Raw genomic sequence first — 14,479 nt, 5'->3', positions numbered from 1 at the left:
GCGGGTAAGGTCTGCGGCTGTGAGTGGTAGTTCCGCAGCTCTTCAGCCCCCCGCCGACGCGGTGAAACCGGTACGGCACCCCGACGCTCCCGCACCCGGTGAGCTTCTCGGTGCCCACTACGAACACTGTTTCGGTTGCGGTCCCGCGCAGCCGCACGGTCTGCACCTGGAGGCGCGCGCCGGTGCGGGTGTCTCGCTGACCGCCGAGTTCACCGTCCAGGCCGCCCATCAGGGCGCCCCCGGCCTCGCGCACGGCGGAGTGCTGGCCAGCGCCCTCGACGAGACCCTCGGCTCGCTGAACTGGCTGCTGCGGACCATCGCCGTCACCGGCCGGCTGGAGACCGACTTCGTGCGGCCGGTCCCGGTGGGCACCGCGCTGCATCTGGAGGCGGAGGTCACCGCCGTGGCCGGGCGGAAGATCTACTCCACCGCCACCGGCCGGATCGGCGGCCCCGACGGACCTGTCGCCGTCCGCGCGGACGCCCTCTTCATCGAGGTGAAGGTCGACCACTTCATCGACCACGGCCGCGAGGAGGAGATCCAGGCCGCCATGAGCGACCCGGACCAGATCCGCCGGGCCCGCGCCTTCGAGGTGAACCCGTGACCTTCGAGCACTCCCTCGCCCCGCTGCGCCGCGACCCCCTGGACGTGCTGATCCGCCGCGTCGACCCGGACGTACCGCTTCCGGCGTACGAACACCCCGGGGACGCCGGAGCCGATCTGCGCACCACCGAGGCCTGCGAACTGAAGCCCGGTGAGCGGGCCGTGCTGCCCACGGGTGTGTCGATCGCCCTCCCGGAGGGGTACGCGGCCTTCGTGCACCCGCGGTCGGGCCTCGCCGCACGCTGCGGTGTCGCCCTCGTGAATGCCCCGGGGACGGTTGATGCCGGGTACCGTGGGGAGATCAAGGTGATCGTGGTGAATCTCGACCCGCGCGAGGCCGTGCGGTTCGAGCGCTTCGACCGGATTGCCCAACTGGTCGTCCAGCAGGTCGAGAAGGTCCGCTTCCAGGAGGTGGCGGAACTTCCCGGCTCGGCGCGGGCCGAAGGGGGCTTCGGGTCCACCGGTGGCCACGCCTCGGTGGGCGGCGAGAGCGGCACAAGCGGTCCGGCCGCCGTGAGCGGCGGGACGGGTGGGAATCGATACGCTTCGGTCGTATCCGACCGGGAAGGACAGTGACGTGTTCGGACGTCGCAAGAAGAAGGGTGCCGCCGAGGACGCGGCCGGCGAGGCCGAGCAGGTCGTCGACAGCGTCGACACCGAGGCGGACGAGGAAGAGGCCGGGCGCGAGCGCGTCCGGCTGGAGCCCGAGCCCCGGCCCGACGGGCCGTGGGACAGCACCGAGGTGCGCGAGCCGGGCGAGGGCCGCGTGGACCTCGGCGGTCTTCTGGTGCCGGGCGTCGACGGCATGGAACTGCGGGTCGAGGTCGCCGGTGACGCGATCGTCGCGGCGACCGTCGTGCTCCGCGACAGCGCCATTCAGCTCCAGGGCTTCGCGGCGCCCAAGCGCGAGGGCATCTGGGGCGAGGTCCGCGAGGAGATCGCGGGCGGCATCACGCAGCAGGGCGGCATCGTCGACGAGGTCGAGGGTCCGCTGGGCTGGGAGCTGCGCGCCCAGGTGCCGGTGCAGCTGCCGGACGGCACCGGCGGCTTCCAGGTCGTGCGGTTCGTCGGCGTCGACGGCCCGCGCTGGTTCCTGCGCGGTGTGATCTCCGGCCAGGCCGCCGTGCAGCCGCAGGCCGCAGGCCTGCTGGAGCAGATCTTCCGGGACACCGTCGTGGTCCGCGGTGAGGGCCCGATGGCGCCCCGCGACCCGATCGTCCTCAAGCTGCCGAACGACGCCCAGATGGTTCCCGAGGGCGTCCAGCAGGAGGAGGGCTCGCGCTTCTCCGGTGGCATGGGCCAGCTGCAGCGCGGACCGGAGATCACCGAGGTTCGCTGACAACGCTACGACGAAGGGCCGTACCCCACGGGGTGCGGCCCTTTCGCATGCGCGCGTGCGGGACCCCTTGACGGCGGATTGGTCTGTACCTACGGTCTCGGCTCAACGCCTGCGTTCACAAAGGCGCTCCACGTTCACATACAAGAACGGAGTCGCTATGCGCCGTACCGGCCTGCTCGCCGCCCTGGCCGCCCTGCTGCTGGGCGCCCTCACGGCACCCGCCGCCCACTCCGCCCCCACCGCCTTCGTCCACCCCGGAGTCACCGTCTCCCAGAGCCAGCTGGACTTCGCCCGCGGCAAGGTGCTGGCCGGCGCCCAGCCCTGGAAGGGCGCCTACGACCAGATGATGGCGAGCCCGTACGCCGACCTGAACCGCACACCCAAGCCGCGGGCCACCGTGGAGTGCGGCTCCTACTCCAACCCCAACTACGGCTGCACCGACGAGCGCGAGGACGCGATAGCCGCCTACACCGACGCGCTCGCCTGGTACGTCACCCGCGACCCGCGTTACGCCCAGAAGGCCATCCAGATCATGGACGCCTGGTCGGCCACCATCACCAGCCACACCAACAGCAACGCGCCCCTGCAGACCGGCTGGGCGGGCTCCTCCTGGCCCAAGGCCGCCGAGATCATCAAGTACACGTACACGGGAAGCTGGGCCAATTCCGGCCGCTTCGCGACCATGCTCCGCAACGTCTATCTGCCGGTCGTCATCAAGGGCTCCAACTCCAACGGCAACTGGGAACTGTCGATGACGGAGGCGGCCGTCGGCATCTCCGTCTTCCTCGACGACAAGGCGTCGTACGACACCGCCATGGCCAGGTTCCGCACTCGTGCGGCCGCCTACGTCTACCTCGCCTCCGACGGCGACCTGCCGAAGACCGTGCCCAGCCAGAACCTGGACACCCGCGACAAGATCGTCTCCTACTGGCAGGGCCAGTCCACCTTCGTCACCGGGCTCACCCAGGAGACCTGCCGGGACTTTGTGCACACCGGGTACGGCATCTCCGCGATCTCGCACGTCGCCGAGACCAGCCGGATCCAGGGCCAGGACCTGTACGGCACCGATGTCGGCGAGCGGCTGCGACAGGCGCTCGGCTTCCAGGCCAAGTATCAGCTCGGCGCGGCCGTTCCCAGCTGGCTGTGCGGAGGCTCCCTCAAGCTCGGGCTCGGCCCGGTCACCGAGGTCGGCTACAACGCCCTGCACAACCGCCTCGGCATCGCCATGACCAACACCCAGACGCTGACCCAGAACAACCGCCCGGCCGGCAGCAACAACCTCTTCGTCGCCTGGGAGACCCTCACCCACGGCGACAACCCGAACTGAACCGTTGAACGGCCGGGCGTCCCGCGGCGATACTGGCGCCCGGCCCACGGGGGACGCGGGGACACGGGGGAGGCGGAATGAGTCAGGTGCTCACCGAGACCATGGTGCGCGTCGAGGACGTCCACAAGTCGTACGGGCGCGGCGCCGCCGCCGTCCACGCCCTGCGCGGGGTCTCCTTCGAGGTCCCGCGCGGCGAACTCGTCGCCCTCAAGGGGCGCTCGGGCTCCGGCAAGACCACCCTGCTGAACATCGTCGGCGGGCTCGACACCCCCGACCGGGGGCGGGTCGAGGTCGGCGGGCAGGACCTGGCCGGGCTCGGCGAGAACGGGCTGCTGGAGCTGCGCCGGGACCGGATCGGCTTCGTCTTCCAGTCCTTCGGGCTGATCCCGATCCTCACCGCCGCCGAGAACGTCGGCGTACCGCTGCGGCTGCGCCGGGCCGACCCGAGCGAGCGCGAGGAGCGCGTCGAGCTGCTGCTCTCCCTCGTCGGGCTCGCCGACCACGCGGCCCAGCGGCCGGGCGAGCTGTCCGGCGGCCAGCAGCAGCGCGTCGCCATCGCCCGCGCCCTCGCCAACCGCCCCGCTCTGCTCATCGCCGACGAGCCCACCGGCCAGCTGGACGCCGAGACCGGCCACGCCGTCATGGAGCTGCTGCGGGCCGTCGTCCGCAGCGAGCGGGCCACCGCGCTGGTCGCCACGCACGACGCGACCCTGCTCGACCTCGCCGACCGGGTGCTGGAGCTGCGCGACGGGGAGATCGTGCAGCACTGAGGCCGTCCGGCCGTCAGAGTTGCGTCAAAGACCCCCGCTGACCGGGCCATCGTCCCTTTTGTCCGCATCGCTGGCCGTAAGGTCGACGCTGCGTACGCAACAGTCACCGGAAGACAATGGGGCCATGGCACGCGGCAAGCTTCGGATCTACCTCGGCGCGGCACCGGGCGTCGGTAAGACCTACGCCATGCTGTCCGAGGCGCACCGCCGGGTGGAGCGGGGCACCGACTGCGTCGTCGCCTACGTCGAGCACTACGGCCGGCCGCGCACCGAGGTGATGCTGCACGGCCTGGAGCAGATACCGCGCAAGGAGATCGAGTACCGGGACAGCGCCTTCACCGAGATGGACGTCGACGCGGTCCTCGCCCGCCGTCCCCAGGTGGCCCTCGTCGACGAGCTGGCGCACACCAACGTCCCCGGCTCCCGGAACACCAAGCGCTGGCAGGACGTCGAGGAGCTGCTGGCGGCCGGGATCGACGTGATCTCGACCGTCAACATCCAGCACCTGGAGTCGCTGGGTGACGTGGTGGAGTCGATCACCGGGGTGCGGCAGCGGGAGACGGTGCCCGACGAGGTCGTGCGGCGGGCCGACCAGATCGAGCTGGTCGACATGTCACCGGAGGCACTGCGCCGGCGTATGGCGCACGGCAACATCTACAAGCCGGACAAGGTCGACGCGGCCCTGTCGAACTACTTCCGGCCCGGCAACCTGACCGCCCTGCGCGAACTGGCGCTGCTGTGGGTGGCCGACCGGGTCGACGAGTACCTGAACGAGTACCGCACCGAGCACCAGGTGTCGACGATCTGGGGTTCGCGCGAGCGGATCGTGGTCGGTCTGACCGGCGGCCCCGAGGGACGCACCCTGATCCGGCGCGCCGCGCGGCTCGCCGAGAAGGGCGCCGGCGGAGAGGTGATGGCGGTCTACATAGCCCGCAGCGACGGGCTGACCTCGGCCTCCCCGAAGGAGCTGGCCGTCCAGCGCACCCTCGTGGAGGACCTCGGCGGCACCTTCCACCATGTGGTCGGCGACGACATACCGGCCGCGCTGCTGGACTTCGCGCGCGGCGTCAACGCCACCCAGATCGTGCTCGGCTCCTCGCGCCGCAAGGCCTGGCAGTACGTCTTCGGGCCCGGCGTCGGCGCCACGGTCGCCCGGGAGTCCGGCCCCGACCTCGACGTCCACATCGTCACCCACGAGGAGGTCGCCAAGGGCCGCGGACTGCCCGTGGCCAGGGGTGCGCGGCTCGGCCGGGCCCGGATCATCTGGGGCTGGCTGGTGGGTCTGGCCGGCCCGGCGATCCTCGCGGTACTGCTGAACACCGTCGACCTCGGCCTGGCCAACGACATGCTGCTGTTCCTGGCCGTCACCGTCGCCGCGGCCCTGGTCGGCGGTCTGCTGCCCGCCCTGGCCTCGGCGGCCTTCGGCTCCCTGCTGCTGAACTACTTCTACACCCCGCCCCTGCACCGGCTGACCATCGCCGACCCCAGGAACATCGTCGCCATCGCGATCTTCTTCGGGGTCGCCGTGTCGGTCGCGTCGGTGGTCGATCTGGCGGCTCGCCGCACCCATCAGGCGGCCCGGCTGCGCGCCGAGTCCGAGATCCTCTCCTTCCTCGCCGGCAACGTGCTGCGCGGCGAGACCGGCCTGGAGGAGCTGCTGGAGCGGGTCCGGGAGACCTTCGCCATGGAGTCGGCCGCCCTGCTGGAACGGGCGAGCGACGTCGAGCCGTGGACCTGCGCGGGCCGCGCCGGATTCGGGCCGTCCCTGGAGCGGCCCGAGGACGCCGACGTCGACATGCCGATAGGCGACCACATGGCGCTCGCGCTGACCGGCCGGGTACTGCCCGCCGAGGACCGCCGGGTGCTCGCCGCCTTCGCCGCGCAGGCCGCCGTCGTACTGGACCGCCGGCGCCTCCAGGAGGAGGCCGACCAGGCCCGGACGCTCGCCGAGGGCAACCGCATCCGCACCGCCCTGCTGGCCGCCGTCAGCCACGACCTGCGCACCCCGCTCGCCGCGATCAAGGCCGCCGTCTCCTCGCTGCGCTCCGACGACGTGGCCTGGTCCGAGGAGGACCAGGCGGAGCTGCTGGAGGGCATCGAGGAGGGCGCCGACCGGCTCGATCACCTGGTGGGCAACCTGCTCGACATGTCCCGGCTGCAGACCGGCACCGTCACCCCGCTCATCCGCGAGATCGACGTGGACGAGGTGGTCCCGATGGCCCTGGGTGGTGTGCCCGAGGACAGCGTCGACCTGGACGTCCCCGAGACGCTGCCCATGGTCGCCGTCGACCCCGGCCTGCTGGAGCGGTCGGTGGCCAACCTGGTGGAGAACGCGGTCAAGTACAGCCCGCCCGGACAGCGCGTCCTGGTGTCCGCCAGCGCCCTGGTCGACCGCGTCGAGGTGCGCGTCGTGGACCGCGGGCCCGGGGTGCCGGACGAGGCGAAGGATCGTATCTTCGAGCCCTTCCAGCGGTATGGCGACGCCCCGCGCGGCGCCGGGGTCGGCCTCGGCCTCGCGGTGGCCCGCGGCTTCGCCGAGGCGATCGGCGGCACCCTGAACGCCGAGGACACGCCGGGTGGCGGGCTCACCATGGTGCTCAGCCTGCGCGCGGCAGGATCGCGTCCCGAGCCCCTCCCCCTCGCGGAGGCCGGCACAGAACCAGAAAGGCAGACCCTATGGTGAGCACCACTGGGGGGACCCCCCAGACCTCCACGAGGGTGCTCGTGGTCGACGACGAGCCGCAGATCGTGCGCGCCCTCGTGATCAACCTCAAGGCGCGCAAGTACGAGGTGGACGCGGCCGCCGACGGCAGGACCGCCCTCGAACTCGCCGCCTCCCGCCACCCCGACGTGGTCGTCCTCGACCTGGGCCTGCCGGACATGGACGGCGTCGAGGTGATCAAGGGGCTGCGCGGCTGGACCCGGGTGCCGATCCTGGTGCTGTCCGCCCGTCACTCCTCCGACGAGAAGGTCGAGGCACTGGACGCGGGCGCCGACGACTACGTCACCAAGCCCTTCGGCATGGACGAGCTGCTGGCCCGGCTGCGGGCCGCGGTACGCCGGGCCGAGCCGGTCGGGCCGGGCGAGGACGACGTGACGACCGTGGAGACCGAGGGCTTCACCGTCGACCTGGCCGCCAAGAAGGTCAACCGCTCCGGCAAGGACGTCCGGCTCACCCCCACCGAGTGGCACCTGCTGGAGGTGCTGGTCCGCAACACCGGCCGCCTGGTCAGCCAGAAGCAGCTGCTGCAGGAGGTGTGGGGGCCGTCGTACGGGACGGAGACCAACTACCTGCGGGTGTACATGGCCCAGCTGCGGCGGAAGCTCGAGGCGGATCCGTCGCACCCGAAGCACTTCATCACGGAGCCCGGGATGGGGTACCGGTTCGAGAAGTGAGCTGCACTACGGCGCCGTCGGTGGGCCCCGGTACGCTTCAGATATGACTGCTGTTCCTCGTTCCGAAAAGCCGGCCGGCCGGTTCCGGCGCATGCTCGACCGGCTCTCCACCTCGCAGGAGGACCTGGAGTCCGAGGAGCTGCGGGAAGACGCCGAGACCGCGGGATGTACCCGGATCGGTGACTGCCTGGACCGGCAGATCGTCACCGTAACTGGTACCTTGCGCACGGTCACCCTGCGCCCGCGCGCCGGAGTGCCGGCCCTGGAGGCCGAGCTGTTCGACGGCTCGGCCGCGCTGGACGTGGTGTGGCTCGGCAGGCGCTCCATCGTGGGCATAGAACCGGGGCGCAAGCTGATCGCATCGGGCCGGATCTCGATGAGCCGGGGCCGCCGGGTGCTGTTCAATCCGAAATACGAACTGCGACCCCTCGGACGGGAGTAGCCGGTGACGTCCCTCGACAAGCCGACCGAAGACACCGAAAAGACTCAGTCGGACGACGCCCGCGCGGTCACCGAGGCCGCGCTGTTCGAGGCGTTCGGCGGTGTCCGAGGCATGGTCGAGACGGTCCTGCCCGGCCTTCTCTTCGTCGCGATCTTCACGGTCAACAAGGACCTGCACATCTCGGCGATCGCCGCGCTGGCGGTGTCCCTGGTGCTGGTCGTGGTCCGGCTGGTGCGCAAGGACACCGTCAAGCACGCCTTCAGCGGTGTCTTCGGCGTGGCCTTCGGCGTCCTGTTCGCGATGTTCACGGGCAATGCCAAGGACTTCTACCTCCCCGGCATGCTCTACACGCTGGGCCTGGCGCTGGCCTACATCATCACGACCCTCGCCGGTGTCCCTCTGATCGGTCTCATCCTCGGCCCGGTCTTCAAGGAGAACCTCTCCTGGCGCACCCGCAACCCCGGCCGCAAGAAGGCCTATGCGAAGGCCAGTTGGGCCTGGGGTCTGATCCTGCTCGCCAAGTGCGCGATCCTCTTCCCGCTGTACTGGTGGGCCAACACCGCCCAGCTCGGCTGGGTGCTGGTCGCCCTGAAGATCCCGCCGTTCCTGCTGGCGGTCTGGCTCACCTGGGTCTTCCTGGCGAAGGCGCCCGCGCCGATCGACGTGTTCGCGGAGATGGAGGCGGAGGAGAAGGCGGCCGAGGAGAAGAAGGCGGCAGCTGCGGAGGCGGCGGGTCGGCACCGTCGGCAGGGGTGACCGTCCCTGGGGGCTCCGCCCCCAGACCCCCGGGCCTATGCCCACCCTCCCCCACGCTCGGCTGCGCTCGCGCGGGGGGACCCCCATCCCGACTCGGTAGTTCAAAAGTGAAAGGGCGCCCTAGGGTTTCCAGGGCGCCCTTTCTCATGGGTTCAGCTCTCGCGTCGCACCGACAGCAGGTCCTCCAGCTGCTCCTCCCGGGCCTGCGCGGCCACGAAGAGGAGTTCGTCGCCCGGCTCCAGGGAGTCCTCCTTGGACGGGGTCAGAACGCGGGTGCCGCGGATGATCGTGACCAGCGTGGTGTCCTGCGGCCACTCCACGTCGCCGACCTGGGTGCCGGCCAGGGCCGACTCCTCCGGAAGGGTCAGCTCGACGAGGTTGGCGTCGCCGTGGCTGAAGCGGAGCAGGCGGACCAGGTCGCCGACGCTCACCGCCTCCTCGACCAGGGCGGACATCAGACGCGGCGTGGACACGGCCACGTCGACGCCCCAGGACTCGTTGAACAGCCACTCGTTCTTGGGGTTGTTCACCCGGGCGACGACGCGCGGAACGCCGTACTCCGTCTTCGCGAGCAGCGAGACGACCAGGTTGACCTTGTCGTCACCGGTCGCGGCGATCACCACGTTGCAGCGCTGCAGCGCCGCCTCGTCCAGGGACGTGATCTCACAGGCGTCGGCCAGCAGCCACTCCGCCTGCGGCACCCGCTCCACCGAGATGGCGGTCGGGGCCTTGTCGATGAGCAGGATCTCGTGGCCGTTCTCCAGCAGCTCGCCCGCGATCGAGCGGCCGACGGCGCCGGCTCCGGCAATGGCGACCCTCATCAGTGACCGCCCTCCTCTTCCGGGCCTCCGGCGAACGCCGCCTCGACCTTGTCGACGTCGTCCGTCCGCATCATCACATGAACGAGGTCGCCCTCCTGCAGCACCGTCTGCGAGGTGGGCAGGATGGCCTCGCCCAGGCGGGTCAGGAACGCCACGCGGACGCCCGTCTCCTCCTGCAGCTTGCTGATCTTGTGGCCGACCCACTTCGGGGAGGCGTGCACCTCGGCGAGCTGGACGCCACCGGTGGGGTCGCGCCACAGCGGCTCGGCACCCGAGGGCAGCAGGCGGCGCAGCATCTGGTCGGCCGTCCAGCGGACCGTGGCCACGGTGGGGATGCCCAGGCGCTGGTAGACCTCGGCACGGCGGGGGTCGTAGATACGGGCGGCCACGTTCTCCACGCCGAACATCTCGCGGGCCACGCGCGCGGAGATGATGTTGGAGTTGTCGCCGCTGGAGACGGCGGCGAAGGCGCCGGCCTCCTCGATGCCCGCCTCGCGCAGGGTGTCCTGGTCGAAGCCGACCCCGGTGACCCGGCGGCCACCGAATCCGGGGCCCAGCCGACGGAAGGCGGTGGGGTCCTGGTCGATCACGGCGACCGTGTGTCCCTGTTGCTCCAGGGTCTGGGCAAGAGCGGAACCCACTCTTCCGCAGCCCATGATGACGATGTGCACGACCGTCCTTCCGGTGTCCAAAAGTTACTGCTCAGCATCAGGGTCTCAGACCGACGCCCAAAGCTACACACGAGCGGTTCGGGGCGGGCACCCCTGTGTCAGGGTTTCCTGTGCTCACCTGCTGTGATCGCCCGGTGGCGATCACGGGGCACCGCTCACCGGCGCGTGCCCGACGGCGCCGACCGGCGAGTGATGCTGCGCACGCTGAACAGGGTCAGGATTCCGAGGCCGACCAGGGCGACCGTGGCCCCGATCAGCTCTGCGGGCGCGGGCATGGGACCTCCGAGGTGCGATGACTGGCGGGGTCTGCCATCTAGACACGGAGGGCGCGCGGACCACGGAATCCGCAGTTCCGTGCGCCCGCGATTTCACTCATGAGGCAGAACCGGGATGCCGGGTGGGCGGCTGCCAGTTCGAAGGCCTACCATCCTCTGTCGTGTCCAAACTGACCGACGTGCCCAAACGGATCCTGATCGGGCGCGCACTGCGCAGTGACCGGCTGGGCGAAACGCTCCTGCCGAAGCGCATCGCACTCCCCGTCTTCGCCTCCGACCCGCTGTCCTCCGTCGCCTATGCGCCGGGGGAGGTCCTGCTGGTCCTGTCCATCGCGGGCGTGTCGGCCTACCACTTCAGCCCCTGGATCGCGGTCGCGGTCGTCGTGCTGATGTTCACGGTCGTCGCCTCCTACCGGCAGAACGTCCACGCCTACCCGAGCGGCGGTGGCGACTACGAGGTCGCCACCACCAACCTCGGCCCCAAGGCCGGCCTCACCGTCGCGAGCGCGCTCCTCGTCGACTACGTTCTGACCGTCGCCGTCTCCATCGCCTCCGGCATCGAGAACCTCGGCTCCGCGATCCCCTTCGTGGTGCAGCACAAGGTGCTCTGCGCCGTCGCCGTGATCGTCCTGCTGACGCTGATGAACCTGCGTGGCGTGAAGGAGTCGGGCAAGCTCTTCGCGATCCCGACGTACGTGTTCGTCGGCGGCGTCTTCATCATGATCGCGTGGGGCGCGTTCCGGGGCCTGGTCCTCGGCGACACCATGCGGGCGCCCACGGCCGACTACCACATCAAGGCCGAGCACCAGGGCCTCGCGGGCTTCGCCCTGGTCTTCCTGCTGCTGCGCGCCTTCTCCTCCGGCTGTGCCGCGCTCACCGGCGTGGAGGCGATCTCCAACGGCGTCCCGGCCTTCCGCAAGCCCAAGTCCAAGAACGCCGCGACCACGCTGGCGGCCATGGGCCTGCTGGCCGTGACCATGTTCTGCGGCATCATCGCCCTCGCCATGGTGACCAAGGTCCGCATGGCCGAGAACCCGGCCACCGACCTGATCCACAACGGCATCGCGCTCGGCTCCGGCTACGTCCAGAACCCGGTGATCTCCCAGGTCGCCGAGGCGGTGTTCGGCAAGGGCAGCCTCCTGTTCATCGTGCTCGCGGCGGCCACCGCCCTGGTGCTGTTCCTGGCCGCGAACACGGCGTACAACGGCTTCCCGCTGCTCGGCTCGATCCTCGCCCAGGACCGCTACCTGCCGCGCCAGCTGCACACCCGCGGTGACCGCCTCGCCTTCTCCAACGGCATCGTGCTGCTCGCCGGCACGGCGGCCCTGCTGACGGTCATCTACGGCGCCGACTCCACCCGCCTGATCCAGCTGTACATCGTCGGCGTGTTCGTGTCCTTCACGCTCAGCCAGACCGGCATGGTCAAGCACTGGAACCGCCACCTGGCGACGGAGCGGGACCCGGCCAAGCGCCGCCACATGGTCCGCTCCCGCGCGATCAACGCGTTCGGCGCCTTCTTCACCGGCCTGGTGCTGGTCGTCGTCCTCGTCACGAAGTTCACGCACGGCGCCTGGGTGGCCCTGCTGGGCATGTGCATCTTCTACGCGACGATGACCGCGATCCGGAAGCACTACGACCGCGTCGCCGACGAGATCGCGGCCCCCGAGGGCCCGACCGACGACAGTGTCCGCCCCTCCCGCGTCCACTCGGTCGTCCTCATCTCCAAGATCCACCGCCCCACCCTGCGCGCCATGGCCTACGCCAAGCTGATGCGCTCGGACACCCTGGAGGCGCTCACCGTCAACGTCGACCCGGCGGAGACCAAGGTGCTGCAGGAGGAGTGGGAGCGGCGCGGCATCGACGTACCGCTGAAGGTCCTCGACTCGCCGTACCGCGAGATCACGCGGCCGATCATCGAGTACGTCAAGGGCCTGCGCAAGGAGTCCCCGCGCGACGCGGTCTCCGTGATCATCCCCGAGTACGTGGTCGGCCACTGGTACGAGCACCTGCTGCACAACCAGAGCGCCCTGCGCCTGAAGGGCCGCCTGCTCTTCACTCCCGGCGTGATGGTGACCTCCGTCCCCTACCAGCTGGCCTCTTCCGAGGCGGCCAAGCTGCGCGCCCGCAAGCGGCAGGAGTGGAGCGCGCCGGGTGCGGTGCGGCGCGGTCCGGCGGCGGAGCGGCCCAAGGAGGCGGCGGGCAAGGACTGAGGCGTGCGGGGCTGAGGCGCCGAGGACTGCGTCGCGTAGGACTCAGGCGCCGAGGACCGAGCCGTCCGGGGAAGGCCGTAGACTGGTGGGCTGTTGTCAGCCCCACCGGCCTGCGGCCTCTCTCTTTCCCGCAGCCCAGTCCCGCACCGTCCCCGCAGTCCCCTCCCGATCTGGAGTCACCCCACCATGCAGGCAGAACCGACCAAGTCTCTGGTGGGCGAGGAGTACGAGGTCGAGATCGGCCCCGTCGCCCACGGCGGCCACTGCATCGCCCGTACCTCCGAGGGCCAGGTGCTGTTCGTCCGGCACGCGCTGCCCGGCGAGCGGGTGGTGGCCCGGGTGACCGAGGGCGAGGAGGGCGCACGCTTCCTGCGGGCGGACGCCGTCGAGATCCTGGACGCCTCCAAGGACCGCGTCGAGGCCCCCTGCCCCTTCGCCGGCCCCGGCCGCTGCGGCGGCTGCGACTGGCAGCACGCCAAGCCGGGCGCCCAGCGGCGGCTGAAGGGCGAGGTGATCGCCGAGCAGCTCCGACGGCTCGCGGGCCTCACCCCGGAGGAGGCGGGCTGGGACGGCACCGTCATGCCGGCCGAGGGCGACAAGCTCCCGGCGGGTCAGGTCCCGCAGTGGCGGACGCGGGTGCAGTACGCGGTGGACGCCGACGGCAACGCCGGACTGCGCCGCCACCGCTCGCACGAGGTCGAACCGATCGATCACTGCATGATCGCCGCGCCCGGTGTCAGCGAACTCGGCATCGAGGACCGGGACTGGGCCGGCATGGCGTCCGTCGAGGCGATCGCCGCGACGGGATCCCAGGACCGCATGGTGATCCTGGAGCCACGGCCCGGTGCCCGGCTGCCCCTCGTCGAGCTGGACAGGCCCGTCTCCGTCATGCGCGTCGACGAGAAGGACGGCGGCATCCACCGTGTCCACGGCCGCGCGTTCGTCCGCGAGCGCGCCGACGGCCGCACCTACCGCGTCGGCAGCGGCGGCTTCTGGCAGGTCCACCCGCAGTCGGCTGACACCCTGGTGAAGGCGGTCATGCAGGGCCTGCTGCCCCGCAAGGGCGAGATGGCCCTGGACCTCTACTGCGGCGTGGGCCTCTTCGCCGGCGCCCTCGCCGACCGCCTCGGCGAGAAGGGCGCGGTCCTCGGCATCGAGTCGGGCAAGCGGGCGGTCGAGGACGCCCGTCACAACCTGGCCGACTTCCCGCGCGTCCGCATCGAACAGGGCAAGGTCGAGTCCGTCCTCCCGCGCACCGGCATCACCGAGGTCGACCTCATCGTCCTCGACCCGCCCCGCGCCGGCGCCGGCCGCAAGACGGTCGAACACCTCTCCTCCCTCGGCGCCCGCCGCATCGCCTACGTCGCCTGCGATCCCGCTGCGCTGGCTCGGGATCTGGGGTACTTCCGGGACGGTGGGTATCGGGTGCGGATGCTTCGGGCGTTCGATCTGTTTCCGATGACGCACCACGTGGAGTGTGTCGCCATCCTCGAACCGGCCGCGAAGGGCTCCTGACCTGCGGTTTTGTGCGTGCGCATTATGTGCGGTGTGGGCGTTACGGGCGATATCTTGACGCTGAAATGACGCTCGTGACGCTCATTTGACGCTCGTTCTGATGGGGTGTCAGGTGGCCTGTTGGGCAGGTCAGGTCTTGTCGGGATAGCGAATATCGATGCTGAACCGAGGGCCGGCGACGCTGCGCGCAGAGTTGCTGGATCCTGCTGGTCGGATGTCCCGGAAGAGACCAGGGAGCGCTGCGATTTGCCGCGTTGGGTGACCGTGTGTCGCTGACCCGCACATATGACCTTTCGGCTGTCTCGCGCTCGTGCCAGTTGATGGAGCTGGAGGAGGATGCCGCCCCGTGCCTGC

Annotated in this window: 13 protein-coding genes; 11 read left to right on the top strand and 2 right to left on the bottom strand. The window is 70.6% G+C overall.

The features are described 5' to 3' along the window. Window positions 1-19 precede the first annotated feature (19 nt). The 9 genes from BEK98_RS11765 (at window position 20) to BEK98_RS11725 (ending at window position 8,633) form a co-directional block, all read left to right on the top strand. Complete coding sequence (locus BEK98_RS11765) at window positions 20-604, top strand: PaaI family thioesterase (RefSeq protein WP_094216395.1); 585 nt, start codon at window positions 20-22, stop codon at window positions 602-604. A gap of 23 nt (window positions 605-627) precedes the next feature. Beyond that, entirely contained in the window at window positions 628-1,179 is a 552-nt protein-coding gene (gene dut, locus BEK98_RS11760; RefSeq protein WP_094216526.1) for a dUTP diphosphatase, read from the top strand. Window position 1,180: 1 nt separating this feature from the next. After that, a complete protein-coding gene (locus BEK98_RS11755) occupies window positions 1,181-1,942 on the top strand; it encodes a DUF3710 domain-containing protein (RefSeq protein ID WP_094216394.1) in 762 nt (253 codons plus the stop codon). A gap of 157 nt (window positions 1,943-2,099) precedes the next feature. Continuing rightward, window positions 2,100-3,269 carry an alginate lyase family protein gene (locus BEK98_RS11750; protein WP_094216393.1) on the top strand — a complete coding sequence of 390 codons (1,170 nt, stop codon included), beginning with the start codon at window positions 2,100-2,102 and terminating at the stop codon, window positions 3,267-3,269. 77 nt (window positions 3,270-3,346) lie between these two features. Next, window positions 3,347-4,039 carry an ABC transporter ATP-binding protein gene (locus BEK98_RS11745; RefSeq protein WP_094216392.1) on the top strand — a complete coding sequence of 231 codons (693 nt, stop codon included), beginning with the start codon at window positions 3,347-3,349 and terminating at the stop codon, window positions 4,037-4,039. A gap of 124 nt (window positions 4,040-4,163) precedes the next feature. Then, on the top strand, window positions 4,164-6,722 hold the full coding sequence (locus BEK98_RS11740; RefSeq protein WP_094216391.1) for a sensor histidine kinase: 2,559 nt from the start codon (window positions 4,164-4,166) through the stop codon (window positions 6,720-6,722). After that, window positions 6,716-7,435, top strand: a complete 720-nt coding sequence (locus BEK98_RS11735; protein ID WP_094216390.1) for a response regulator — start codon at window positions 6,716-6,718, stop codon at window positions 7,433-7,435. The genes BEK98_RS11740 and BEK98_RS11735 overlap by 7 nt, the downstream gene beginning before the upstream one ends. A 43-nt stretch (window positions 7,436-7,478) precedes the next feature. Next, a complete protein-coding gene (locus tag BEK98_RS11730; RefSeq protein WP_094216389.1) occupies window positions 7,479-7,877 on the top strand; it encodes an OB-fold nucleic acid binding domain-containing protein in 399 nt (132 codons plus the stop codon). A 3-nt stretch (window positions 7,878-7,880) separates the two neighbouring features. Then, entirely contained in the window at window positions 7,881-8,633 is a 753-nt protein-coding gene (locus BEK98_RS11725) for a DUF3159 domain-containing protein (protein WP_094216388.1), read from the top strand. Between the two features lie 152 nt (window positions 8,634-8,785). Here BEK98_RS11725 and BEK98_RS11720 read toward each other — a convergent pair whose 3' ends face one another. Together BEK98_RS11720 and BEK98_RS11715 are read right to left on the bottom strand one after the other, a co-directional pair. Next, the gene (locus BEK98_RS11720; RefSeq protein WP_094216387.1) at window positions 8,786-9,454 is read right to left on the bottom strand and encodes a potassium channel family protein; all 669 of its coding nucleotides are present in this window, start codon (window positions 9,452-9,454) and stop codon (window positions 8,786-8,788) included. Beyond that, the gene (locus BEK98_RS11715) at window positions 9,454-10,125 is read right to left on the bottom strand and encodes a potassium channel family protein (protein WP_014675526.1); all 672 of its coding nucleotides are present in this window, start codon (window positions 10,123-10,125) and stop codon (window positions 9,454-9,456) included. Before BEK98_RS11715 ends, BEK98_RS11720 begins: the two co-directional genes overlap by 1 nt. A 436-nt stretch (window positions 10,126-10,561) precedes the next feature. Between BEK98_RS11715 and BEK98_RS11710 the strand changes: the two genes are divergently transcribed. Both BEK98_RS11710 and BEK98_RS11705 read left to right on the top strand, forming a co-directional pair. Next, window positions 10,562-12,610, top strand: coding sequence for an APC family permease (locus BEK98_RS11710; protein ID WP_094216386.1), 2,049 nt, complete (start codon window positions 10,562-10,564; stop codon window positions 12,608-12,610). A 186-nt stretch (window positions 12,611-12,796) separates the two neighbouring features. Then, on the top strand, window positions 12,797-14,125 hold the full coding sequence (locus BEK98_RS11705; protein WP_094216385.1) for a class I SAM-dependent RNA methyltransferase: 1,329 nt from the start codon (window positions 12,797-12,799) through the stop codon (window positions 14,123-14,125). Window positions 14,126-14,479 lie beyond the last annotated feature (354 nt).

The sequence above is a fragment of the Streptomyces diastatochromogenes genome (assembly GCF_002242805.1).
GTDB classification, from domain to species: domain Bacteria; phylum Actinomycetota; class Actinomycetes; order Streptomycetales; family Streptomycetaceae; genus Streptomyces; species Streptomyces diastatochromogenes.
This window is presented reverse-complemented; position numbering and strand designations above follow the sequence as displayed.